Annotated in this window: 19 protein-coding genes; 15 read left to right on the plus strand and 4 right to left on the minus strand. The window is 70.7% G+C overall.

Translation table 11 applies throughout. The features are described 5' to 3' along the window. The first annotated feature begins 80 nt into the window (after window positions 1–80). The 5 genes from clpX (at window position 81) to H9622_RS13295 (ending at window position 4,412) form a co-directional block, all read left to right on the plus strand. On the plus strand, window positions 81–1,349 hold the full coding sequence (clpX, locus tag H9622_RS13280) for an ATP-dependent Clp protease ATP-binding subunit ClpX (protein ID WP_191766882.1): 1,269 nt from the start codon (window positions 81–83) through the stop codon (window positions 1,347–1,349). 69 nt (window positions 1,350–1,418) lie between these two features. Beyond that, the gene (locus H9622_RS15885) at window positions 1,419–2,009 is read left to right on the plus strand and encodes an epoxide hydrolase family protein (protein WP_318247121.1); all 591 of its coding nucleotides are present in this window, start codon (window positions 1,419–1,421) and stop codon (window positions 2,007–2,009) included. Between the two features lie 172 nt (window positions 2,010–2,181). Next, window positions 2,182–2,373, plus strand: coding sequence for a hypothetical protein (locus H9622_RS15890; protein WP_225222059.1), 192 nt, complete (start codon window positions 2,182–2,184; stop codon window positions 2,371–2,373). Window positions 2,374–2,479: 106 nt separating this feature from the next. Next, window positions 2,480–3,349 carry a hotdog family protein gene (locus H9622_RS13290; protein WP_191766883.1) on the plus strand — a complete coding sequence of 290 codons (870 nt, stop codon included), beginning with the start codon at window positions 2,480–2,482 and terminating at the stop codon, window positions 3,347–3,349. Between the two features lie 4 nt (window positions 3,350–3,353). Beyond that, complete coding sequence (locus H9622_RS13295; RefSeq protein ID WP_318247122.1) at window positions 3,354–4,412, plus strand: alpha/beta fold hydrolase; 1,059 nt, start codon at window positions 3,354–3,356, stop codon at window positions 4,410–4,412. Between the two features lie 56 nt (window positions 4,413–4,468). Here the strand turns inward: H9622_RS13295 and H9622_RS13300 are convergent, their stop codons facing one another. Then, window positions 4,469–6,520 (minus strand): M3 family metallopeptidase, encoded by a 2,052-nt coding sequence (locus H9622_RS13300; RefSeq protein ID WP_191766885.1) that lies wholly within the window; start codon window positions 6,518–6,520, stop codon window positions 4,469–4,471. Window positions 6,521–6,626: 106 nt separating this feature from the next. Here H9622_RS13300 and H9622_RS13305 point away from each other — a divergent pair, with 106 nt between their 5' ends. Genes H9622_RS13305 through H9622_RS13315 form a run of 3 tightly spaced genes read left to right on the plus strand, consistent with a single transcriptional unit; the run spans window position 6,627 to window position 8,895 of the window. Further along, complete coding sequence (locus tag H9622_RS13305) at window positions 6,627–7,265, plus strand: ArsR/SmtB family transcription factor (protein WP_318247123.1); 639 nt, start codon at window positions 6,627–6,629, stop codon at window positions 7,263–7,265. Then, entirely contained in the window at window positions 7,262–7,471 is a 210-nt protein-coding gene (locus H9622_RS13310; protein WP_191766886.1) for a hypothetical protein, read from the plus strand. The genes H9622_RS13305 and H9622_RS13310 overlap by 4 nt, the downstream gene beginning before the upstream one ends. Beyond that, window positions 7,468–8,895, plus strand: coding sequence for an MFS transporter (locus tag H9622_RS13315; protein ID WP_191766887.1), 1,428 nt, complete (start codon window positions 7,468–7,470; stop codon window positions 8,893–8,895). The genes H9622_RS13310 and H9622_RS13315 overlap by 4 nt, the downstream gene beginning before the upstream one ends. A gap of 7 nt (window positions 8,896–8,902) precedes the next feature. Here H9622_RS13315 and H9622_RS13320 read toward each other — a convergent pair whose 3' ends face one another. From H9622_RS13320 to H9622_RS13330, 3 genes are all read right to left on the minus strand, one after another. Beyond that, window positions 8,903–9,151 (minus strand): hypothetical protein, encoded by a 249-nt coding sequence (locus tag H9622_RS13320; protein ID WP_191766888.1) that lies wholly within the window; start codon window positions 9,149–9,151, stop codon window positions 8,903–8,905. 1 nt (window position 9,152) lies between these two features. Further along, entirely contained in the window at window positions 9,153–11,732 is a 2,580-nt protein-coding gene (gene valS / locus H9622_RS13325; protein WP_191766889.1) for a valine--tRNA ligase, read from the minus strand. A gap of 97 nt (window positions 11,733–11,829) precedes the next feature. Next, window positions 11,830–12,489, minus strand: coding sequence for a pentapeptide repeat-containing protein (locus H9622_RS13330; protein ID WP_191766890.1), 660 nt, complete (start codon window positions 12,487–12,489; stop codon window positions 11,830–11,832). A 148-nt stretch (window positions 12,490–12,637) separates the two neighbouring features. Here H9622_RS13330 and H9622_RS13335 point away from each other — a divergent pair, with 148 nt between their 5' ends. The 7 genes from H9622_RS13335 (at window position 12,638) to H9622_RS13365 (ending at window position 22,962) form a co-directional block, all read left to right on the plus strand. Next, on the plus strand, window positions 12,638–14,254 hold the full coding sequence (locus H9622_RS13335; protein WP_191766891.1) for an ABC transporter substrate-binding protein: 1,617 nt from the start codon (window positions 12,638–12,640) through the stop codon (window positions 14,252–14,254). Window positions 14,255–14,288: 34 nt separating this feature from the next. After that, the gene (locus H9622_RS13340) at window positions 14,289–15,272 is read left to right on the plus strand and encodes an ABC transporter permease (protein ID WP_191766892.1); all 984 of its coding nucleotides are present in this window, start codon (window positions 14,289–14,291) and stop codon (window positions 15,270–15,272) included. Further along, entirely contained in the window at window positions 15,269–16,081 is an 813-nt protein-coding gene (locus tag H9622_RS13345; RefSeq protein ID WP_191766893.1) for an ABC transporter permease, read from the plus strand. The genes H9622_RS13340 and H9622_RS13345 overlap by 4 nt, the downstream gene beginning before the upstream one ends. Beyond that, window positions 16,078–17,625 (plus strand): ATP-binding cassette domain-containing protein, encoded by a 1,548-nt coding sequence (locus tag H9622_RS13350; protein ID WP_191766894.1) that lies wholly within the window; start codon window positions 16,078–16,080, stop codon window positions 17,623–17,625. The genes H9622_RS13345 and H9622_RS13350 overlap by 4 nt, the downstream gene beginning before the upstream one ends. 203 nt (window positions 17,626–17,828) lie before the next feature. Beyond that, window positions 17,829–21,188, plus strand: a complete 3,360-nt coding sequence (gene ileS, locus H9622_RS13355; RefSeq protein WP_191766895.1) for an isoleucine--tRNA ligase — start codon at window positions 17,829–17,831, stop codon at window positions 21,186–21,188. After that, window positions 21,185–22,543, plus strand: a complete 1,359-nt coding sequence (locus H9622_RS13360; protein ID WP_191766896.1) for a bifunctional folylpolyglutamate synthase/dihydrofolate synthase — start codon at window positions 21,185–21,187, stop codon at window positions 22,541–22,543. The genes ileS and H9622_RS13360 overlap by 4 nt, the downstream gene beginning before the upstream one ends. Then, window positions 22,540–22,962 carry a DUF4233 domain-containing protein gene (locus H9622_RS13365; protein ID WP_191766897.1) on the plus strand — a complete coding sequence of 141 codons (423 nt, stop codon included), beginning with the start codon at window positions 22,540–22,542 and terminating at the stop codon, window positions 22,960–22,962. Before H9622_RS13360 ends, H9622_RS13365 begins: the two co-directional genes overlap by 4 nt.

Here is a 22,962-nt window from a genome sequence, read left to right on the forward strand (position 1 = left end):
AATCCCGCCGCATGTCGGCTCGAACGATTAGGCTCGGAGGACAGCCAGGGGTCTGCCCCGGCGCGACGAGGAGGAGCCGCATGGCACGCATCGGTGAGAGCGCCGACCTGTTCAAGTGCTCCTTCTGCGGCAAGAGCCAGAAGCAGGTGCAGCAGTTGATCGCCGGCCCCGGCGTCTACATCTGCGACGAGTGCGTCGAGCTGTGCAACGAGATCATCGAAGAGCGCATGGCCGAGTCGTCCTCGGGCGTGGTGACCGACTTCGACCTCCCGAAGCCGCGTGAGATCTTCGGTTTCCTCGAGGAGTACGTCGTCGGGCAGCAGGCCGCCAAGCGCGCGCTCTCCGTCGCGGTGTACAACCACTACAAGCGCGTGCGCGCGCACGGCACGATCCAGTCCGCCGAGCAGCGCGCCGACGAGATCGAGATCGCCAAGAGCAACATCCTGCTGCTCGGGCCGACGGGCTGCGGCAAGACGTACCTCGCTCAGACCCTCGCGAAGCGCCTCAACGTGCCGTTCGCGGTCGCCGATGCCACCGCGCTCACCGAGGCGGGCTACGTCGGCGAAGACGTCGAGAACATCCTCCTCAAGCTCCTGCAGGCCGCCGACTTCGACACGAAGCGCGCTGAGACCGGCATTATCTACATCGATGAGGTCGACAAGATCGCCCGCAAGGCCGAGAACCCGTCGATCACGCGCGACGTCTCGGGTGAAGGCGTGCAGCAGGCGCTGCTCAAGATCCTCGAGGGCACGGTCGCTTCGGTTCCGCCGCAGGGCGGCCGCAAGCATCCGCACCAGGAGTTCATCCAGATCGACACGACGAACGTGCTGTTCATCGTCGCCGGTGCGTTCGCGGGCCTGGAAGACATCATCTCCGCGCGCGTCGGCAAGCACGGCATCGGCTTCGGCGCACCCCTGCACAACAAGGGCGACGACCTGAGCCTCTTCAGCGAGGTGCGCCCCGAAGACCTGCACAAGTTCGGGCTGATCCCCGAGTTCATCGGCCGTCTTCCCGTAGTCGCGTCGGTGTCGCCGCTCGACCGCGAGGCGCTCATGGAGATCCTCACCGAGCCGAAGAACGCCCTGGTCAAGCAGTACCACCGCATGTTCGAGCTCGACGGCGTGACCCTCGAGTTCGACTCCGAGGCGCTCGAGGCGATCGCCGAACTGGCGGTGGAGCGCAAGACCGGCGCCCGCGGACTCCGCGCGATCCTCGAAGACGTGCTGGGACCGATCATGTTCGAGATCCCCTCCACCGACGATGTCGACAAGGTGATCGTCACGCGCGCCTCCGTCGACGAGGGCGCGCCCCCGACGCTGGTGCTGCGCGAGAAGCGCAAGAGCGCCTGACCCGTCACGGCCGACGCAGCCGTACGCGGCGCACCCCGGGTGTCGTCGGCCGTCGGTAACGTCGCACGCGTGACCGCGCAGCCCGCCCCTTTCCGCATCCGGGTCGATGACGCCGTGCTCGCAGACCTGCACGAACGGCTCGACCGGACCCGTCTGCTGCCCGACTCGCCTCGCAAGCCGTGGTCGGGCATGTCGGCCGCGTATCTGTCCGCACTGGTGCAGTCATGGCGCACATTCGACTGGCGGGCCCGTGAGGCGTGGCTGAACACGCATCCGCAGTTCGTCGTCGCGATCGGTGATGCCGACATCCACTTCGCGCACCTGCCGTCGTCGCGCGCGGATGCGCCCGCGCTGCTGGTGATGCACGGCTGGCCCCACACCTTCGCCCTGCAGCTCGATTTCGCGAAGCTGCTGCCCGACTTCCACGTCGTCGTTCCGAGCATTCCGGGTTTCGCGTTCTCGAGCCCGTACCGCGACGGCACCATCGACGAGAGGCGACTCGCGTCGACGATGCACCGCCTGATGACCGAGGTGCTGGGCTACCGCTCGTACTCACCTACGGCGAGGACGTCTCGGCGAACGTCAACGACCTCATCGCGTCGCGGCATCCTGAGGTCGTGGCCGGTGTCATCGCGACGCACGCGCACTTCCCGTCGTTAGCCGAGCGTGCCGAGCTCACCGATCCCGACGAACGCGCGTTCTTCGCGCGCATCTCGGCGGATCATGATGAGCACGGCGCGTACGGTCATGCGCAGGCGACCCGGCCCGACACCCTGGCGGCAGCGCCCGCCCGTACTACGAGGGAGCCGACCAGGCCGCAGCGATCGATCCGGTGGAGGTTCCGGCCGCGGTCTTCATCCAGCGTCACGAAGGCGACTACCCCGAGTCCCTCGCCCGCTCCTTCTACCGGGATCTCCGCATGTTCGAGCGGCTCGAGGAAGGCGGCCACTTCACGGTCGCGGAGGTACCCGCCGCCATGGCCGCACGCGTGCGGTCTTTCGCTCAGGAGCTCGGCCTGCGCTGAGCATCGCGGTAGTCGGCGAGCGAGTCTCGATGGCCGATTCCGGCCATCGGACAGTTGGCCGATTCGCGCGACGCGACGAGGGCGTCCTCGCCGGTTGACTCGAGCCATGACTGGACTCGTGTTCTCCACCCACCGTGCTGCGGCGGTCTTCGGCCGCCCCGTCGCGGGCACCGCCGAGGGGCTGAGGCCCTCTGCTGGCCCGCCTGCGGCGCTGCCCGACAGTGTGTTCTCATTGGACGCCCGACTGAACGGACCTCGTCGCTCTGCGAATGGCGGATTCGCCGCCGGCACGATCGCCCGGCACGTCGACGCCGATGTGGTCACCGTCGTGCTGCGGCGTCCGATCCCGCTCCGGCGTCTGCTCGTCGCGCGTCGCGACGGTGGGGGCGGGATCCTCATCCATGCCGGGCGCCGGGTCGTCGCCGAGGCTCGTCCGGGTGCCCTGGCCGAAACCGGCATCCCCGCCCCGCCCTCCTTCAACGAGGCGCTGGCGGCTCGCGACGCGCACCCGCTCGCCGGGCTGCGGCATCCGCTCTCCGACTGCGTGGTCTGCGGGCCACGTCGCGCCGACGGCATGCACGTCACACCCGGATTCGCGCCGGGTCGTCCCGAGCTGCTGGCCGCACCGTGGATCGTGGGGAGCCGCGACTCTGTGGGCGGTGCCGCTCCGTTCCCCGCCGTGTGGGCGGCGATGGACTGCGCGAGCTATCCCGCGGCGGCCCTGCGCGATCGCGAGCTGTGCCTGCTCGGCACCATGACGGCGGAGGTCGAGCGGCGTCCGCGGGTGGGGGAGCAGCTGGTCGTCCACAGCTGGACCCGCGCGCACGAAGGACGGCGCTACGAGACCTCGGTCGCGCTGACGGATGCGGCGGGCGAGATCGTGGCGAGGGCGGATGCGACCTGGATCGCGCTGCGCCATCAGGGTCTGCACGCTCTCCGCATGCGCCGCGGGCACGGGGCGCGTGTTCCATACTGAACACGTGGACGGCACCTCGACGACCCGGCACGCATGGTCGGGATCCGACGATGTCGCCTGGACCGAACTCGGAGAGGGAGAGCCGCTCCTGCTCGGCGGCTGGTGGATGAGTCACCTCGTCCACGACCTCGAGTACGAGCCGATCCGCCACTTCATCGAGACGCTGGCGGGCAGTCGGCGGGTGATCCGGATGGACCCGCCCGGCACCGGCCTCACGCGGTCGCCGCGGGGTGCGATCACAGTCGCGCGCCATGTCGACGCACTCACCGCCGTGCTCGACGCCGCGGGCGTCGACGCGGCGACCGTGCTGGCGGGGTCGTCGGGCGCTCCCGTCGCGATCGAGTTGGCCGCGCGGCATCCCGACCGCGTGGATCGCATGATCCTCTCTGGCGCCTACCTGCGCGGCACCGACATCGCCCCGCAGGCCGACCGCGACGCGCTCGTCGATCTCGTGCGGAGGAGCTGGGGTGTGGGCGGCAGGGTCATGTCGGACGTGTTCTTCCCCGATGCGACGCCCGACGAGCAGCACGCCTACCTGCGACATCAGCGGGCGAGCGGCTCGTCCGAGGCCGCCGCGGCCGCGCTGGCCGAGGTCTACGCCATCGACGCGAGCGCGGCCGCCGGTGCGGTGCGTGCGCCGACCCTCGTGATGCACCGCCGCGGCGATCGCGCGATCCCGCTCCCGCTCGGGGCCGGCACGGCGGCGGCGATCCCCGGCGCGGAGCTCCGCATCCTCGACGGCACCGCGCACCACCCCTGGCACGGCGACAGCCGCGCTCTGCTGCAGCACGCGCTCGCCTTCGCCGGCGTCGATCCGTCGGAGCTCGCAGCGATGCGATCACCGGGGGAGAGCGGCGGCGCACCGCGCGGCGAGGGTCCGATCTCGGCCCGCGAGCGTCAGGTCCTGCTGCTCGTCGCCCGAGGCCGCACCGACGCGCAGATCGCCGACGAGCTGTTCCTCAGCGTCCACACCGTCCACCGTCACGTGGCGAACGCCCGGCAGAAGCTCGGGGTCTCCTCCCGCGCGGCGGCAGCCGCATGGGTCACGGCGCACCCGGACTGACCGCTGGTGCCGGCTGTCCGCTGGGGTGCGCCGGTAGGCGGGCGGGCTGCCGCGTCTCAGGCGACGAGGCCGCGGCGCTCGAGGAGAGGCCGGATGTCGGCATCCCGCCCACGGAAGTCGCGGTAGGCCTCGAGCGGATCCTTCGACCCGCCGACCCCGAGCAGGCGCTGACGGAACCGGTCGCCGTTGTCGCGCGTCAGGCCGCCGTTCTCACGGAACCACTCGACCGTGTCGGCGTCGAGCACCTCGCTCCAGATGTAGGAGTAGTAGCCCGCGCTGTACCCGCCGGAGAACACGTGCGCGAAGTACGTCGACGAGTAGCGCGTCGGCACAGCGGGGTTGTCGAGGCCGATGTCGGCAAGGGCGGCTGCCTCGAAAGACGCCACATCGATGTCGGCCGTCGCCTGCTCCGACGTCAGCGAGTGCCACGCCTGGTCGATCCAGGACGCGGCCAGGTACTCACTGGTCGCGAAGCCCTGGTTGAACGCCTCTGACGCGTGCAGCTTCTCGACGACCTCCGCAGGCAGCGGCTCGTCGGTGTCGACGTGGCGGGCGTAGGCGTCGAGGATCTCGGGCCAGTAGATCCACATCTCGTTGACCTGGCTGGGGAACTCGACGAAGTCGCGGAACACGTTCGTGCCGGCGAAGTGCGGGTACGTCACGGTCGCGAACAGCCCGTGGAGGGCGTGTCCGAACTCGTGGAAGAGCGTCGTGACCTCGTCGAGGGTCAGCAGAGACGGCGTGCCGGGCGCCGGCTTGGGAACGTTCAGGTTGTTCACCACGATGGGCCGCGTGCCGCGCAGGGCCGACTGCGAGACGATGGAGTTCATCCACGCGCCGCCGCGCTTGGTGTCGCGCGTGTAGAGGTCGAGGATGAACAGCCCCAGCTCGCTGCCGTCGGCGTTGTGCAGCTCGAAGACACGCGCGTCGGGGTGGTAGGCGGGGATGTCGGGCCGTTCTGCGAACGTCACGCCGTAGAGATCGGTGGCGGCGCGGAACACGCCGTCCTGCAGCACCCGCTCGGCCTCGAACCAGGGGCGCAGCGCGCTGCGATCGAGGTCGTACTCGGCGGCGCGCACCTTCTCGGTGTAGAACGCCCAGTCGTGCGCCGCGAGCGTGAACGGCTCGAGCTCGGCGTCGACGATCGCCTGGAGGGCGGCCTGCTCCTTGGCGACGTTGCGCGCTGCCGGCACAGCGAGCCGGCGGAGCAGGTCGTGTACGGCCTCGGGTGATCCGGCGGTCTCGTCGGAGGTGATGTACGCGGCGTGGGTGTCGTAGCCGAGCAGCGCGGCGCGCTCGGCACGCAGGCGCACGATCTCGAGCAGCACGGCGCGGTTGTCGTGATCGTTGCCGCGCGATCCGCGCGCGCGCGAGGCATCGAGGATCCGCCTGCGGCTGTCGCGGTCGGTCAGTGAGGAGAGATACGGATGCCCCGTGAACAGCGTCAGGGTCACGACCCACTTGCCCTCGAGTCCTCGGTCCGCAGCAGCCTGGGCGGCTGCCGAGAGCTCACCCTCGGTGAGACCGTCGAGCTCCGCGACGCTGTCGAAGACCACGGCGAGGTCGTTCGTGTCGTTCAGGAGGTTCTTCTCGAACGACGTCGTCAGGGTCGACAGGCGCTGGTTGAGAGCGGTGAGGCGTTCCTTGGCGGCGTCGTCGAGCGCGGCACCGGCATGGGTCATCTCGCGGAAGTGGCGCTCGACGAGATAGCGCTGCTCAGGCCCGAGGCCGAGGGAGTCGAGCTGATCGTGCACGGTCTTGATGCGCCAGTAGAGCTGCGCGTCGAGCTGGATCGAGTCCTGATGCGCCGACATCAGCGGGGCGAGCTCCTCCTCGATCGCCTGGATGTCGGGCGTCGCGTCGGCGGACGACACCGTGTAGAACGTGCGGGCCACGTCGCCGAGAAGCCTTCCGCTCTCCTCGAGCGGCAGGAGGGTGTTCTCGAAGGTCGGCACCGAGCGCACCCGCGTGATGTTCGCGATCTCGCGCGTGTGCTCCTCGAACGCCGCCTGGAAGGCGGGCAGGTAGTGCTCCGGCCGGATCGCCGTGTAGTCAGGCAGACCGTAGGGGAGCGTGGCGGGAGAGAGCAGCGGGTTCTCGTTGGGCATGGCGTACAGCCTAGTCAGGACGACTGCCGATGCCGCCATTCCTTTGCAAATAGTCCGTTGCAAAGAAACACTTGCAAAGAAGTCTTTGCATGGCTACTCTGAACGCATGGCAGAGAACGAGACCAGCGACCAGGCCGAGGCCATGGCCCGGGCCGAGCAGCGCCACAACGAGGACCGTGTTCTCGACTCAGGTGCTCTTCGGGCGCTGGCGCACCCGCTTCGCGTCAAGATCTACGACATCCTCAGCCAGTACGGCCCGCAGACCGCGAGCTCCCTGGCCGAGCGGCTGGGGGAGTCGAGCGGCGCCACCAGCTATCACCTGCGCGCGCTCGCCAAGCACGACCTCATCCAGGAGGCCGCCGACCGCGGCACGGGCCGCGAGCGCTGGTGGGAGCGTCCCATCGGCGGAGTCTCGTTCGCGAGCCCCGACGCCATGACGACCCCCGCCGGCCGCGCGGCCACGCAGGTCGTGATGACCGAGTTCCTGCGCAACCGCAACGACCAGCTCCTCGAGTTCGTCAACCGCGGCATCGGCGGTGAAGACGCGATGTGGCAGGAGGGGACGCTGATCTCCACCGCCACCGCCCGGCTCACGCCCGAGCAGAGCAAGGAGCTCGCGCTCAAGATCATGGCCCTGATCGATGAGGCCGTGGACAACTACCGCAATCAGAGCGGCGAGAACGTGCGGCCGGTCACCATCCGCGCCGACCTCTTCCCGCTCCCCGAAATTGGAGGACAGTCATGACCGCTCTCACTGCATCGCACGCCGTCGTCCGCGCCACCGGATTCGAGCGGATGCTGCTGACCACCGCCGCCGGCCTCGACCGCTTCGTCGCGACCCGCGTCGAGCGTCGCGGCACGACCGACGGCCCCCGTGTCGCGCAGACCGCCGCCGGCGACACCCGCTCGGACGCCCTGGCCATGGGCGCCGTGGGGATGCTCCCGCGATGACCGACACCGTGGGCACCGCGGACCAGACCGAGGGGGCCGGGCGCAAGGGCCGGCCCCCTCAGCCCGTCGCCTCATCGGGCGGCCGACCCGCCGCGAAGCCCCGGCTGGGCGCCGACTTCGGCAAGCTCTGGACGGCGGCAGCCTTCAGCAACCTCGCCGACGGAGTGGGCCGCGTAGCCGTTCCGCTCATCGCCACGACGCTCACCCGCGACCCCCTCGCGATCGCCGCACTCGGTGCGCTGGCGTTCGTGCCGTGGCTCGTGTTCGGCCTGCCCGCCGGGATGATCGTCGACCGCTACGACCGCCGGCGCATCATGGCGCTCGCCAACGCACTGCGCGGTCTGGCGGCCGTCGGGCTCGCGGTCCTCACGGTCACGGGCGCGCTCGACATCTGGTGGCTCTTCGCCGCGACCCTCGTGTTCGGCTTCGGCGAAACGCTGTTCGACAACGCCACGAACGCGATCGTCCCGTCGCTCGTCGAGCGGCGCTCCCTCGACCGCGCGAACGGATTCCTGCAGGCCGCGCAGATCACGATCGACAACTTCATCGCCACGCCGATCGGCGGCGTGCTGTTCGCCGTATCACTGGCGCTCCCGCTCTGGGTGGGCGCGGCCGGCTACCTGATCCCCATCGCCCTCGCCGTGATGCTGCCGCTGTCGGCCGCCCGTCCGCTGCGCGACGCCCCGGCTGCACAGCGGCAGGACGCCCCGGAGCCGGCGGCTGCCGTCGTCGCCGGCGAACCGCTCGCTGCAGCCGAAGGCCTCGCCGAGCAGGCTGCCGAGCAGGCTGGGGCGGCCGCCCCGTCGACGCCCGGTGTGAGCGTCTCCGCCCGCGAGGCGATCTCCTACCTGTGGCACCACCGCTTCCTGCGGTCGATGGTGGTCTTCACCTCGGTCGTCGGCTCGGCATTCTCATTCGCCCAGGCCCCCACCATCCTCTATTTCCTCGACGAGCTCGCCGTCGCGCCGGCCGCCATCGGTCTCGTGACCGCCGGTATCGGACTCGGCGCCCTCGCCGGCTCGCTCGTCGCGTCCACGCTGGTCGAGCGCTTCGGCCGCGGTCCGGTCATGCTCGGCGCGAACATCGTGGCCGCGGCATCCCTCGCCGCTGTGTGGGCGGCACCCGAGGTCGTGACCGGCACGATCGCCTACGGCCTCATGGCGTGTGCGGTCTCGGTGTGGAACGTGCCGTGGGGCGCCCTGCGCCAAGCCATCGTGCCGGGCCACCTGTTCGGCCGGGTGCTCGGGATCATCCGCACGTTCACGTGGGGGCTGTTCCCGTTCGCCACGCTGCTCGGCGGCTGGGTGGCGCGCTACGACCTGCGTCTGCCCTATGTGATCGCCGCGGTGGCGACGCTGCTCGCCGCACTCGTCGCGTCGAAGCTGCTCCTCGAGGCGTCGAAGCACAGCGAGCCCGAGGAGTGAGCGCCGATCAGCCGAAGCCGTCCTCGGGGTCGTTGCGCGCGACGGCCTGACCGTTGTCGTCGAGCGACACGATGATGCCGGTGTCGAGCTCGGCGATCGGCCTCCCCTCGAGCCAGGTCAGCGTCCATCGGGGGCGCGGCTGACCGAGCTGATCGACCGGGATCGTGGCGTCGACCGCCTCGATCCCGGTCCGCAGCGCAGCCGGGACGGACTTGGGGGGCTCGTCGCCCGACGTCCAGCGTGTGCCGAGCTGCATGTCAGGCCTCCTGGGGGGCGAGTTCGATGTCGGTGACGGCGAGCTCGTCGGCCTCGGCGTAGACGATCTCGGCGATGCGGCCGACCGCCTTGAGGTCGCCTTCGGCGAGGCGGAGGGCGTCGAGGGATGCCGGGGGCCCGGCGATCGCGACGCGCGTGACGGGCGTCTTCTGCGAGGCCTTCGCCTCGGTCTTCGCGCGGCGGATGCCGATCAGCGCCTCGCCGACGACCTTCAGCACGGCGGTGTCGCCCTGGGTCCCGAGCGGCTCGGGCCACGACGAGGTGTGCACGGACCCCTCGTTGAACCACGACCACGCCTCTTCGGCGGCGAACGCGATCACCGGCGCGAAGAGCCGCAGCATGGTCGACAGGGCGGTGCGCAGCGCGAGCGCCGCGGACGCCTGGCCCACATCGGTCTGGTTGTACGCGCGCTCCTTGACCAGCTCGAGGTAGTCGTCGCAGAACGTCCAGAAGAACGATTCCGTCACCTCGAGGGCGCGGGCGTGGTCGAACGACTCCAGCGCCTTGGTCGCATCGCGCACAACGCCGTCGAGCGTGGTGAGCATGGACGCGTCCAGCGCGTGCGTGACCTGTGCCCCTTCGGGAACCGGGAACGAGAGCACGAACTTGGCCGCGTTGAGCACCTTGATCGCGAGACGCCGTCCGATCTTGATCTGCGTCGGGTTCTGCGGGTCGAAGGCGGCGTCGGTGCCGAGGCGGCTCGATGCCGCCCAGTAGCGGACGGCGTCGGAGCCGTGCTGGGCGAGGATGTCGGCGGGCGTGACGACGTTGCCCTTCGACTTCGACATCTTCTTGCGGTCGGGGTCGACGATGAACCCCGAGATCGCGGCATCCGTCCACGGCGCGCAGTCGTCCTCCAGCGCGCTGCGCAGCATCGTCGAGAAGAGCCACGTGCGGATGATGTCCTGGCCCTGGGGGCGCACGTCGAATGGCGCCACGAGGTTCCACAGCTCGGGATCGCGCTCCCAGCCGCCGGCGAGCTGCGGCGTCAGCGAGGAGGTCGCCCACGTGTCGAAGATGTCGGCCTCGCCGTCGAAGCCGCCCGGTACGCCGCGCTGGTCCTCGGTGTAGCCGGACGGCACGTCGGTGGTCGGGTCGATGGGGAGCGAGGCGGCGTCGGGCGTGAGAACCCGGGTGTAGTCGCGGTCGCCGTTCTCGTCGAGCCCGTACCAGACCGGGATGGGCACGCCGAAGAATCGCTGGCGCGACACGAGCCAGTCGCCGGTGAGCCCATTGGTCCAGTTCTCGAACCGCACGCGCATGAAGTCGGGGTGCCATGAGACCTCCCGCCCGAGCGCGATGAGCTTGTCGCGGAGAGCCTCGTCGCGCGCGCCGTTGCGGATGTACCACTGACGGGTCGACACGATCTCGAGCGGGCGGTCGCCCTTCTCGTAGAACTTGACGGCGTGGGTGAAGGGCTGGGGCGCTCCCTCCATCTCGCCTGACTCCTGCAGCAGCTCGACGATGCGCTTCTTCGCGCTGAACACCGTCTTGCCCGCCAACTCCGCGTACGCGGCCTTGGCTGCATCCGACGCGATCACGTCGGGGGCCTCGGCCATGACGCGGCCGTCCTGGCCCAGGATCGTGCGGTTGGGCAGGTCGAGCTCGCGCCACCAGATGATGTCGGTCACGTCGCCGAAGGTGCAGATCATCGCGATGCCGGAGCCCTTGTCCTGCTGGGCGAGCGGGTGCGCGAGCACGGGCACCTCGACGTCGAACAGCGGGGTGCGCACGGTGGTGCCGAAGAGCGGCTGGTAGCGCTCGTCGTCGGGGTGCGCCACGAGGGCGACGCACGCCGGGAGCAGCTCCGGACGCGTCGTCTCGATGTGGACGTCGCCCGAGCCGTCGGCCTTGTGGAAGGCGACCCGGTGATAGGCGGCGGGCTGATCGCGGTCCTCGAGCTCGGCTTGGGCGATCGCCGAGCGGAAGTCGATGTCCCACAGCGTCGGGGCCATCGCCTGGTAGGCCTCGCCGCGCTCCAGATTGCGCAGGAACGCCAACTGACTGGTGCGCAGGGTATCGTCCGAGATGGTGCGGTAGGTCTGCGTCCAGTCGACGCTGAGTCCGAGCGAGCGCCACAGCGCCTCGAAGTGCTTCTCGTCCTCGACGGTGAGCTTCTCGCAGAGCTCGATGAAGTTGCGGCGGCTCACCGGCACCTGGTCGGCGGCGCGGCTGCTCTTGTTGTCACCGCCCTCGAACGGCGGCGTGAAGTCGGGGTCGTACGGCAGCGACGGATCGCAGCGGACGCCGTAGTAGTTCTGCACGCGCCGCTCGGTCGGCAGGCCGTTGTCGTCCCAGCCCATCGGGTAGAAGACGGTCTTGCCGCGCATGCGCTCGAAGCGCACCTTCACGTCGGTGTGCGTGTAGCTGAACACGTGGCCGATGTGGAGGCTCCCCGACGCCGTGGGCGGGGGAGTGTCGACCGAGAAGATGCCGGCACGGCCGACTTCGGCGGCGCGGATGCGGTCGAACAGGTACGTGCCCTGCTCTGTCCAGGCGGCGTCCCACTTGTCTTCGAGACCCTCGAGTGCGGGCTTGTCGGGAATCAGCGCGTCGGCCATAGGGGTCTCCTCGTTCGATATGTGCGGCACTGTGTGAGCGTGCCTGAGTGTGGGTTGCCGCACGATTCTACCGGGTCGGCCGGCCGAGCCCGGCGGCTCAGTCCTGGACGTCGATGGCGAGCGCCGCGGCGAACGCCGGCGCGAGCTGCTCGACCTGCCACGGGGTCAGCGTCACCCGGCGCAGCGATGCCACGTCGAGGTACGCCGCGGCGTCGAGCCCTCGGAAGTCCACGCTGTCCGCGCGCATCCCGCGGGTGTCGACCTCACCGGCCCGGGTGTTCTCGAAGCGCACGCGTGTGAGGGTGGCCTGCGGCAGGTCGAGGGTCTCGATCGTGCAGTCGGCCACGAGCAGGTCTTCGACCTTCGCCCCGCCGAGGGAGAGATAGTCGATGCGGATGCCGCGCAGTTCGACCTCGTCCATGCCGGCCGCTCCCAGATCGAGGGTCCCGATGCGACCGCCGGTCAGCCGCACGCGCCGGAGTCGCGCGTCGGCGCCGTGCACACTCGTCGCGCGCAGCGCGTCGAACTCCACATCCACCAGGGTCGCTCCGGTGAGGTCGAGACGATCGACGGATGCCGCGGCGACCGTGCACTCGGTGAGCGCGGCGTGCGAGGCATCCACCTCCCCGTCCAATCCGCCGATGCTCGCCTGCAGATGATCTGCGCGCCGCTCGAGTCCGATGACGTCGGTGAGCTCGCGGGGGAGATCGGGCGCGGAGACGCGCGGGGGCTGCGGATACGCCGGGGGACGGGCCATGCGACGACGCTATCGAAGGGCTGTGCCGACGTGCGGGAGCCGCCGTCGCGAGGCGCGGGAACAATCGGGGCGAGGGGAGCGTTTATCGACCGCGTCCACAAACCGATAGCGTAGAGACATCCCCGTCTCAGACTTCCCGAGGTCAGCCATGCCCGTTTCCCCCTTGCGCCGACGCCTGGCCGTCGCCGCCGCTCCGCTCATCGCCGCGCTCGTGCTCAGCTCGTGCGCGGCCGCCACGACCGACGCCGGCGACGGCGGCGGTGAGGTGGTGTGGGCGATCGAGGGCGCGAACCTGTCGGCCGGCCACATGGATCCCCAGACGAGCCAGCTCGACGTGTCGTCGATGGTGCAGCGCGCCGCGCTGGACTCGCTGGTGTTCCAGGAGGCCGACGGCTCATTCTCACCGTGGCTCGCCGAGAGCTGGGAGATCGAGGACGACGGCGCCTCCTACGTCTTCACCCTTCGCGACGACGTGACATTCCACGACGGCGAGCCCTTCGACGCGGCGGCGGTGAAGGCGAACTTCGACCGCATCGCCGACCCTGAGACCGCATCGGCCCAGGCGGCCAGCATGCTCGGCGGCGAGTTCTATGCGGGCACCGAGGTCGTCGACGAGCACACGGTGCGCGTCTCGTTCACCCAGCCGTACTCGCCGTTCCTGCAGGCGGCGAGCACTGCACTGCTCGGGTTCTACTCGCCGGCGGTCCTCGAGGCGTCGGCCGATCAGCTCAAGGCGGGCGGTCCCGGCATCACGGTCGGCACCGGTCCGTTCGAGCTCACCGAGTACACGCCGGACCAGGAGATCGTCTACACGCGCAACGACGACTACGCGTGGGGGCCGCATGACTCCGGCGCGGCGCAGTTCGAGACGCTGCGCGTCGAGATCCTTCCCGAGGCATCCGTCCGGGTGGGAGTCGTCGAGAGCGGCGAGGCCGACCTGGCCAGCCAGCTGCCCCCGAACCTGGCCGCCGACCTGGACGACTCGCTCACCGTCGACTCGAAGGAGTACCCGGGTCTTCCGTACTCGCTGTACTTGAACGAGAAGCACGGCGTCTTCGCCGACCAGAAGGTGCGACAGGCGTTCGCGCAGGCCATCGACATCGACACGGCCGTCGACGAGATCTTCTTCGGCCAGTTCCCCCGCGCATGGTCGGTGCTCGGATCCACGACCCCGACGTACGACGCGTCGCTGGAGGGCTCGTGGCCGTTCGACGCCAGCGCGGCCGAGACGCTCCTCGACGAGGCCGGGTGGACGGCGCGCGACGCCGAGGGCTACCGCACGAAGGACGGCGAGCGCCTCTCGGCCCGTTGGATCGCGTGGACGCCCGTGCCGGACGACCGAGCCGCACTCGCCAATGCGATCCAGTCCGACCTCAAGGCCGTCGGCTTCGAGGTCGTGCGCGAGGTGCTCGAGCCCGGCGCGTACAACGAGCAGTACGGGCCGAAGACCTTCGACCTCACCGACTGGGGCTTCTCCGGGGTGGATCCCGATCTGCTGCGCAGCCACCTCCACACCGAGGGCTTCCAGAACGCCTCGCAGGTGAGCGACGCCGACCTCGATGCGCTCCTCGAGCGCGGTGTGGCGACAGCCGACACCGCCGAGCGCGGCGAGATCTACGGCGAGGTGCAGCAGTGGAACGCCGTGCACGTCGCGATCGTCCCGCTGTACAGCCCGTCGCTCATCACCGCCGTCGGCGACACGGTGGAGGGGCTCGCCTACGATCTGTACGGGCGCCCGCTGTTCTACGACGTCAGCGTCGGCTGACCCGGCGCCCGGGAAGGGCAGGGCGCAGCACGAGATGACGGCACGGCGGGAGGGTCTCGCGCGCCTCGCGGCGCGAGCCGCGGGGATCGCGGCATCCATCGTCATCGTGCTGTGGGGAGCCGCGACCGTCGCCTTTCTCGCGCTTCGGATCATCCCGGGCGACCCCGTCGAGGTCATGCTCGGCCCGCAGGCGCAGGTGAGCGACGCGGTGAAGGACGGGATCCGTGCCGAGCTCGGCCTCGACCGCCCGCCGCTGGAGCAGTACATCGGCTATCTCGGTCAGCTGCTGCGCGGCGATCTCGGCGAGTCGTATCAGCTGCGGATGCCGGTGACCGAGGTCATCGGCCGTCAGCTCGGCGCGACACTGCAGCTCTCCGCGCTCGCGCTGCTGATCGCCGTCGCGGTGGCGTTCGCCGTGGCACTGCTCGCGCGCGGCCGGGCGTCGCGCGGCGTGGTCGCCGGCGTCGAGCTGGTGGTCCTCTCGTCGCCGGTGTTCTGGATCGGGCTGCTCCTGCTGAGCGTCTTCGCGTTCGGGCTCGGGTGGTTCCCCGTCGCCGGCTCGCGGAATCCTGCGACCATCGTGCTCCCGGCCGTCACGCTCGCCCTGCCGATCGCGGCGCTGCTCGGCCAGGTCCTCCGCGACGGCATCGAAGCCGCCGAGCGTCAGCCGTTCGCCACCACCGTGCGCGCCCGCGGTGCCGGGCCGACGTGGCTCACCCTCCACCACACGCTCCGGCACGGGGCCACCGGCGCCCTCACGCTCGCCGCCTATCTCGTCGGGTCCCTTCTCGGCGGTGCGGTGCTCGTCGAGACCGTCTTCGCCCGCCCGGGGCTCGGCCGCGTCACCCTCGCGGCCATCACCGACCGCGACCTCCCCGTGATCACGGGCATCATCCTTCTGAGCGCGGTCGTCTTCGTCATCGTCAACCTCGTCGTCGAACTCACCTATCCGCTCCTCGACCCGCGGCTGCGGCGCGCACCGGGCGCCGGCGTCGCGCGAGAGCAGGTGGTCGCATGAGCGCGTCCCGCCGGGTCGGCATGCTCGCCGCGCTCGTCGTGCTCGTGGCGATCGCCGCGCTGGCCGTCGCGCCCCAGCTCTTCGCCACGCACGACCCTCTCCAGACCGACGTGCGCGCGACTCTGCTGCCGCCCAGCGCCGAGCACTTCTTCGGCACCGACCAGAGCGGACGCGACGTCTACTCGCGCGTCGTCTACGGCACGGGCCGATCGGTCGGCATCGGCGTGCTGGCGACAGCCCTGGCGTTCGCGGTCGGCCTGACGGTCGGCGCGCTGTCGGGTGTGGCGCCGCGCGTCGTGGACGCCGTCGCCATGCGCGCCACCGACATCCTGCTGGCGTTCCCCGAGTTCCTCATCGCCCTCGTCGTGGTCGCCGTGCTCGGGCCGGGGCCGGTGAACGTCGCGATCGCTGTGACGCTCGCCGCCGTCCCGATATACATCCGTCTGGCGAGGGTGCAGACCCGCTCGCTCCGGCTGGCCGAGCACGTCGAAGCGGCGCGCATCCTCGGCGTCTCGGCGCCGCTGGCGTTCACTCGTCACGTCGTCCCCGGCGTCGTGGGCGCGCTGAGCGTGCTCGCCACCATCGGCATCGGCTCGAGCATCCTCGCGGCGGCCGGGCTCAGCTTCCTCGGCCTGGGGCCGACCGAACCGAGCCCCGAGTGGGGGCTGATGCTCGCCGGCGGGCGCAACGTCATCGGTCAGGCATGGTGGGTGTCGGCGTTCCCGGGTGCGGCGATCACGCTCACGGTGATCGCCGCGACGATCGTGGGTCGCGTCCTGCGAGCCCGGGCGGAGGGGCGCACACGATGACCGGACTGACCGTGCGCGGGCTGAGCGTCTCGATCGGCGACCTGCGAGCCGTCGACGATCTCGACGTCGCGGTGGCCCCGGGGGAGTGCGTTGCGATCATCGGCGAGTCCGGCGCGGGCAAGTCCCTCACCGCCCGCGCGCTGCTCGGACTGTCCCCGGCAGGAGCCACGGTGCGCGCCGACGCGCTCGACATCGACGGCGTCGACGCGCGCGCCCTGAGCGAACGGGCCTGGCGCCGGCTGCGCGGATCCCGCATCGCCCTCGTCTCGCAGGATGCCCTGGTGTCGCTCGACCCGCTGCGCCGCGTGGAGGCCGAGGTCGCCGAGCCCCTCCGACTGCACGGCGAGCGGATGCCGCGCCCCGTGCTCCGCGATCGCGTCCACGCCCTCCTCAGCGAGGTCGCGATGCCCGACCCCGCCCGGCGGGCGCGGCAGTATCCGCATGAGCTGTCCGGCGGGCTGCGGCAGCGGGCGCTCATCGCTTCGGCGCTGGCCGGCGCGCCGGCGATCCTGGTCGCGGACGAGGCCACGACCGCGCTCGACGCCACCGTGCAGGCGCGCATCCTCGTCCTCCTGCGCGCCATCGCCGACCGCGGCGTCGCCGTCGTGTTCATCAGCCACGATTTCTCGGCCGTGCGCGGGGTCGCCGACGGCGTGCTCGTGATGCGTGGCGGGCGCGTCGTCGAGCGCGGCGCGACCGAGGCGGTGTTCGAGGACCCGCAGCATCCGTACACGCGCAGTCTGGTCGCCGCCGCCGCGCACGAGCCGCGGCCGACGTCGGGCGACGTCTCGCCCACGCGGCTCAGCGTGAGCGGGCTGTCCAAGGCGTTCGACGTTCCGGCGGCCGTCGACGTGAGCTTCGCCGTGCCGCGAGGGCGCACCCTGGGCATCGTGGGGGAGTCGGGGTCGGGCAAGACGACCGTCGCCCGCATGATCGTGGGCATCGAGCGTCCGGACTCTGGCGAGGTGCTCCTCGACGGTGAGATCCCGACGGCGGCGGCGCTGCGCCGCATCCAGCTCGTGCACCAGAACCCTGCCGGCGCCCTCGACCCCCGCTGGCGCATCGGCCGGTCGATCGCCGAGGCGCTCGAGGCGGGCGGTGTGCCGCGCGCCGCCCGGCGACAGCAGGCGCTCGCGCTGCTCGCCGAGGTCGAGCTCGACCCGGCGCTGGCCCGGCGACGCCCGTCGGAGCTCTCGGGCGGGCAGCGCCAGCGCGTCGCCATCGCCCGCGCTCTGGCGCCCGACCCCGAGGTGCTCGTGCTCGACGAGCCGGTCTCGGCTCTCGATCCCCTCGTGCGCGAGCGGGTCCTCGCCCTGCTCGCCCGACTGCAGCGCGACCGCGGGCTGACGCTCGTCTTCGTCTCGCACGACCTCGATGTGGTGGCGGCCGTGGCGGACGAGGTCGTCGTGATGAAGGACGGTGTCGTGGTCGAGCAGGGTGCGACCGCGGAGGTGTTCGCCGGGGCGCGGCATCCGTTCACGCGAGAGCTGCTCGCTGCGGCTCGCTCGCTGCCGCCGCGTGCGCAGGGTGCGGCACCCGCGTAGACTCTTCGCAGCAGCATCGATCCGGCCATCACCGGGGAGCTCTCGGAAGAACAGGACTCCGGTCCCCACTAGAACCGAGCGGGTCAGGCCCGTCACAGCCGCAGTGAGAGTGGGTCCCCGCCGTTCGGCGGGGGTCACGCGGGGTGGTACCGCGGCTCGCAAGGGTCGTCCTCGCAGGAAGCATCGCAACCTGCTGGAGTGACATGACCTACCCCAAGTCCTCGTTCGGACCCGCCGCCGACTCCGTCGTGCCGAGCCCGCGCTTCCCCGAGATCGAGCGCGACACGCTCGCGTTCTGGCAGGCGGACGACACCTTCCGCGCATCCATCGCGCAGCGTAAAGGCGCGCAGGAGTGGGTGTTCTACGACGGCCCGCCGTTCGCGAACGGTCTGCCGCACTACGGCCACCTGCTCACCGGCTACGCGAAGGACCTGTTCCCGCGCTTCCAGACGATGCTGGGCAAGAGGGTCGACCGCGTGTTCGGGTGGGACACGCACGGCCTGCCCGCGGAGCTCGAGGCGATGAAGCAGCTCGGCATCACCGAGAAGACCCAGATCGAGGAGATGGGCGTCGCGGCGTTCAACGCGAAGGCCCGCGAGTCGGTCCTCGCCTACACGCGCGAATGGGAGGACTACGTCACGCGTCAGGCGCGCTGGGTCGACTTCGAGCGCGGCTACAAGACGCTCGACCCGTCCTACATGGAGTCGGTGCTGTGGGCGTTCAAGACGCTGCACGACAAGGGCCTCGCGTACGAGGGGCACCGCGTGCTGCCGTACTGCTGGCGCGACGAGACGCCGCTGTCGACCCACGAGCTGCGCATGGACGACGACGTCTACAAGATGCGCCAGGACCCGTCGGTCACCGTGACCTTCCCCCTCGTCGGGATGAAGGCCGAGGCGCTCGGACTCACCGGCGTCCGGGCGCTGGCGTGGACGACGACGCCCTGGACGCTCCCGACGAACTTCGCCCTCGCGGTGGGTCCGGACATCCGCTATGTCGTGCTCCCAGGTGGTCCGGCCGGCGCCGCCGACGTGCACCACGCGCCGGACGGCCGCGCCGACGAGCTCGCTGAGGCGTACGCGCACCGCTACCTCCTCGCCGAGGAGCTGCTGGCCGGCTACGCGAAGGACCTCGGCTACGAAAGCGCCGAAGCGGCCCGCGAAGCCGTCGTCCAGACGGTGATGGGCTCCGAGCTCGAGGACGTGTCCTACGACCGGCTGTTCGACTACTACGCGGATGCCGAGACCTGGGGCACCGGAACCGTCTGGCGCATTCTCGTCGACGACTACGTCACGACCGGCGACGGCACGGGAATCGTCCACCAGGCCCCGGCCTACGGCGAGGACGACCAGCGCATCACCGAGGCGGCCGGCATCCCGCTCATCATGAGTCTCGACGACGGCGGACGCTTCCTGCCGCAGGTGACGGATGTCGCCGGCGAACTGTGGATGGATGCCAATCGCCCGCTGATCCGCCTGCTCCGTCAGGAGGGCCGCCTGCTGCGCGAGGCGAGCTACGAGCACTCCTACCCGCACTGCTGGCGGTGCCGCAACCCGCTCATCTACCGTGCGGTGTCGAGCTGGTTCGTGCGGGTGACCGACATCAAGGACCGCTTGCTCGCGAACAACGAGCAGATCACCTGGGTGCCTGAGAACGTCAAGCACGGCCAGTTCGGCAAGTGGCTGGAGGGCGCCCGCGACTGGTCCATCAGCCGCAACCGCTACTGGGGATCGCCGATCCCGGTGTGGAAGAGCGACGACCCGGAGTACCCGCGCGTCGACGTGTACGGCTCGCTCGAGGAGCTGGAGCGCGACTTCGGCCGGTTGCCGCGCAACGCGGAAGGCGAGGTCGACCTGCACCGCCCGTTCATCGACGAGCTCACCCGCCCGAATCCCGATGACCCCACGGGCGCCAGCACGATGCGCCGGATCGAGGACGTGTTCGACGTCTGGTTCGACTCGGGCTCGATGCCGTATGCGCAGGTGCACTACCCATTCGAGAACCAGGACTGGTTCGAGGAGCACTCGCCGGCCGACTTCATCGTCGAGTACATCGGGCAGACGCGCGGATGGTTCTACGTCATGCACGTGCTCTCCACCGCGCTGTTCGATCGGCCGGCCTTCACGGGTGTCTCGTGCCACGGCATCGTGCTGGGCAGCGACGGTCTGAAGATGTCGAAGTCGCTGCAGAACTACCCCGACGTCAGCGAGGTCTTCGATCGCGACGGGTCCGACGCGATGCGCTGGTTCCTCATGGCGAGCTCCGTGCTGCGCGGGGGCAACCTCGTCGTCACCGAGGAGGGCATCCGTGCCGGCGTGCGGGAGTTCATGCTGCCGCTGTGGAACGCGTGGTACTTCTTCGCGACCTACGCCAACGCGTCCGGTCCCGACGGCTACGAGGCGTCGTGGCGCACCGGCTCGACCGACGTGCTCGACCGCTACATCCTGGCACTGCTGGGAGACCTGGTGCGCGACGTCGCGGTCGACCTCGAGGGTCTCGACTCGACGATGGCCGCGGCGAAGCTCCGCGACTTCGCCGAGGCGCTCACCAACTGGTACATCCGCCGCTCGCGGGACCGGTTCTGGGTCGGCGTGACGGAGGACCCGACGAGCCGCGAGGCGTTCGACACGCTCTACACGGTGCTGGAGACTCTCACCCGCGTCGCCGCGCCGCTCATCCCGCTGGTGTCCGAGCGCGTGTGGCAGGGCCTCACGGGCGGCCGCAGCGTGCACCTGCAGGACTGGCCCGAGGCCGCCGCTTTCCCGGCGGCCGACGACATCCGCACAGCCATGGACGCCGTACGCCAGGTGTCGAGCGTCGCGAACGCGCTGCGCAAGAAGGAGGGCAAGCGCGTGCGCCTGCCGCTCGCCAAGCTCACGGTGGTGGTTCCGGATGCCGCGTCCCTCGCGCAGTTCGACGGCATCCTGCGCGACGAGCTCAACGTCAAAGCGCTGGAGTTCGTCGAGCTCGACGGCGGTGTCGCGGAGCGCTACGGCATCAGCAAGCGCCTGTCGGTGAACGCCCGCGCGGCCGGACCGCGGCTGGGCAAGCAGGTGCAGCACGTCATCTCCGGTGCGAAGGCCGGCGTGTGGGAGGAGGTCGACGGCGGCGTCGTCGTCGACGGCATCGCCCTCCAGGAGGGCGAGTACGAGCTCACCCTCGAAGCCGGCGGGGTCGACGAGGGCACCGCGATCGCGCTGCTCTCGGACGGAGGCTTCGTGCTGCTCGACACCGCGACGACTCCCGAGCTCGAAGCGGAGGGACTGGCCCGCGATGTGATCCGCGCCGTGCAGGACACCCGCAAGGCGGCCGGGTTCGACGTGAGCGACCGCATCCGGCTCGAACTCGCCTTCGACGACGTCGACGATCGCGTCGCCGTCGAGACGGCGTTCGCCGTCGCCGACGTCGCGGGGGAGACCCTCGCGGTCGAGCACGCGCTCTACGGTCCGCGCGGCAGCCTTCCCGACACCGGTCCCGGCCACACGGCCGAGTTCGCCGCGGGAACGTTCGCGAACCGCGGAGCGTTGACGGTCTCCGTGACCAAGGTGGAGGCATCCGCATGAGCGATCGCGATGTGAGTCGGGCCGACGCCGTCTACGCGGCGCTGCTGCAGCGACAGGGTGAGCGATGGGTGCAGCCGCGCGTCGAGCGCACGCGCCGCGTGCTGGAGCTGCTCGACGATCCGCAGAAGACATACCGCGTCGTGCACGTGACGGGCACGAACGGCAAGACCTCGACCAGCCGCATCATCGAGAGCCTCGTGCGCGCACACGGGCTGCGGACCGGGCTGTTCACCAGCCCGCACCTCGCGCGCTTCACCGAGCGCATCATGGTCGACGGCGAGCCCATCGCCGACGGGGCCGTCGCTGACGCGTGGGACGAGATCGAGCCCTTCGTCGCCCTGGTCGACGCCGAGCTCGAGGCGTCCGGCGATGCGCCGCTGACGTTCTTCGAGCTGCTCACGGTGCTCGCCTTCGTCGCCTTCGCGGACGCCCCGATCGACGTGCTCGTGCTCGAGGTGGGCATGGGCGGATCGTGGGACTCGACCAACACCGCCGACGGCGACGTCGCCGTGTTCACGCCCATCGACATCGATCACGCCGACCGGCTCGGCGACACGATCGCGGACATCGCCGCGGTGAAAGCGGGGATCATCAAGGACGGCGCAACCGTCGTGTCGGCGCGACAGGATCCCGCAGCCGAGCGTGTGCTGCGCGACGCGGCCGCCGCACACGGGGCGAGCATCGCGTTCGAGGGCGAGGACTTCGGTCTCGCCGAGCAGCGGCTCGCCGTCGGCGGGCAGCAGATCACCGTGCGCGGCCTCGCCGGCACGTACGACGAGGAGTACCTCCCGCTCTACGGCGGACACCAGGGCTTCAACGCAGCACTCGCGATCGCCGCCGTCGAGGCGCTCATCGGCGGCGCCTCGCAGGCGATCGCCGCCGCCGTCCTCACCGAGGGACTCGCACAGGCGACCGCCCCCGGCCGCCTGCAGCTCGTCGGGATCGCGCCCACCGTCCTCGTCGACGCCGCCCACAACCCGCACGGTGCGCGGGCCCTCGTCGCCGCGCTGCGGGAGTCGTTCGACTTCGACGAGTGGGGCGTCGTGCTCGGGGTGCTGGGCGACAAGGATGCCGCAGGGATCATGGCGGAGCTGGCACCGGTGGCCACCCACGTCTTCGCGACCGCGCCGGCGTCGGAGCGCGCCGAGCATGCCGACCGACTCGCCGATCTCGCGGAGTCGCACGAGCTGCCCGTCACCGTCCACGACGACCTCGCGCAGGCCGCGGAGGCCGCGCGGGCGTGGGGAGCCGACTCCGAACGCCGTGCCGTCATCATCGCCGGGTCCGTCGTGCTGGCGGGGGAGGCGATCACCCTGGCCGACGCAGAGGAATGGAAGAGCGGGTGGGAGCGATGACCGGCACCGCCCCCCGGCAGCCCGCCCGCCGCGCCCGCGGCGCCGCGGAGTCGCTCGCGTCGATCGTGCTCGCGTTCGAGTCGATCATCGCGTTCCTCGGCGGCCTCGTGATCTACGGCCTCAAGGCACTGCCGGAACCCATCGAGCCCTGGTGGGGCATCGTCGCGGGAACCGTCGTGGCCGTGCTGATGATCCTCACCGGCCGCTTCGTGCGCTATCCCTGGGGCATCGCCTTCGGGTGGGTGCTGCAGGTCGTCGTCGCACTCGGCGCCTTCCTCGTTCCGGCGCTCGGGCTGGTGGCAATCATTTTCGGCGGGATGTACGCGTATGCGACGATCAAGGGGGCCCAGCTCGATCGGCGCAACGCGCAGCTCGCGGCCAACCCCCCACACGAAGCCGGAACGGCGAACGGAGACTGA

It is taken from the genome of Microbacterium gallinarum, assembly GCF_014837165.1.
Lineage (GTDB): Bacteria > Actinomycetota > Actinomycetes > Actinomycetales > Microbacteriaceae > Microbacterium > Microbacterium gallinarum.

Bases quoted from the DNA above. Each gene is read 5' to 3' on its own strand.
- valS (WP_191766889.1), bottom strand. From the start codon at position 11,732: ATGGCCGACGCGCTGATTCCCGACAAGCCCGCACTCGAGGGTCTCGAA.
- H9622_RS13300 (WP_191766885.1), bottom strand. From the start codon at position 6,520: ATGCCCAACGAGAACCCGCTGCTCTCTCCCGCCACGCTCCCCTACGGT.
- H9622_RS13365 (WP_191766897.1), top strand. From the start codon at position 22,540: ATGACCGGCACCGCCCCCCGGCAGCCCGCCCGCCGCGCCCGCGGCGCC.
- H9622_RS13315 (WP_191766887.1), top strand. From the start codon at position 7,468: ATGACCGACACCGTGGGCACCGCGGACCAGACCGAGGGGGCCGGGCGC.
- H9622_RS13350 (WP_191766894.1), top strand. From the start codon at position 16,078: ATGACCGGACTGACCGTGCGCGGGCTGAGCGTCTCGATCGGCGACCTG.
- H9622_RS13320 (WP_191766888.1), bottom strand. From the start codon at position 9,151: ATGCAGCTCGGCACACGCTGGACGTCGGGCGACGAGCCCCCCAAGTCC.
- H9622_RS13305 (WP_318247123.1), top strand. From the start codon at position 6,627: ATGGCAGAGAACGAGACCAGCGACCAGGCCGAGGCCATGGCCCGGGCC.
- H9622_RS13330 (WP_191766890.1), bottom strand. From the start codon at position 12,489: ATGGCCCGTCCCCCGGCGTATCCGCAGCCCCCGCGCGTCTCCGCGCCC.
- H9622_RS13290 (WP_191766883.1), top strand. From the start codon at position 2,480: ATGACTGGACTCGTGTTCTCCACCCACCGTGCTGCGGCGGTCTTCGGC.
- clpX (WP_191766882.1), top strand. From the start codon at position 81: ATGGCACGCATCGGTGAGAGCGCCGACCTGTTCAAGTGCTCCTTCTGC.
- H9622_RS13310 (WP_191766886.1), top strand. From the start codon at position 7,262: ATGACCGCTCTCACTGCATCGCACGCCGTCGTCCGCGCCACCGGATTC.
- H9622_RS13345 (WP_191766893.1), top strand. From the start codon at position 15,269: ATGAGCGCGTCCCGCCGGGTCGGCATGCTCGCCGCGCTCGTCGTGCTC.
- ileS (WP_191766895.1), top strand. From the start codon at position 17,829: ATGACCTACCCCAAGTCCTCGTTCGGACCCGCCGCCGACTCCGTCGTG.
- H9622_RS13335 (WP_191766891.1), top strand. From the start codon at position 12,638: ATGCCCGTTTCCCCCTTGCGCCGACGCCTGGCCGTCGCCGCCGCTCCG.
- H9622_RS13340 (WP_191766892.1), top strand. From the start codon at position 14,289: ATGACGGCACGGCGGGAGGGTCTCGCGCGCCTCGCGGCGCGAGCCGCG.
- H9622_RS13360 (WP_191766896.1), top strand. From the start codon at position 21,185: ATGAGCGATCGCGATGTGAGTCGGGCCGACGCCGTCTACGCGGCGCTG.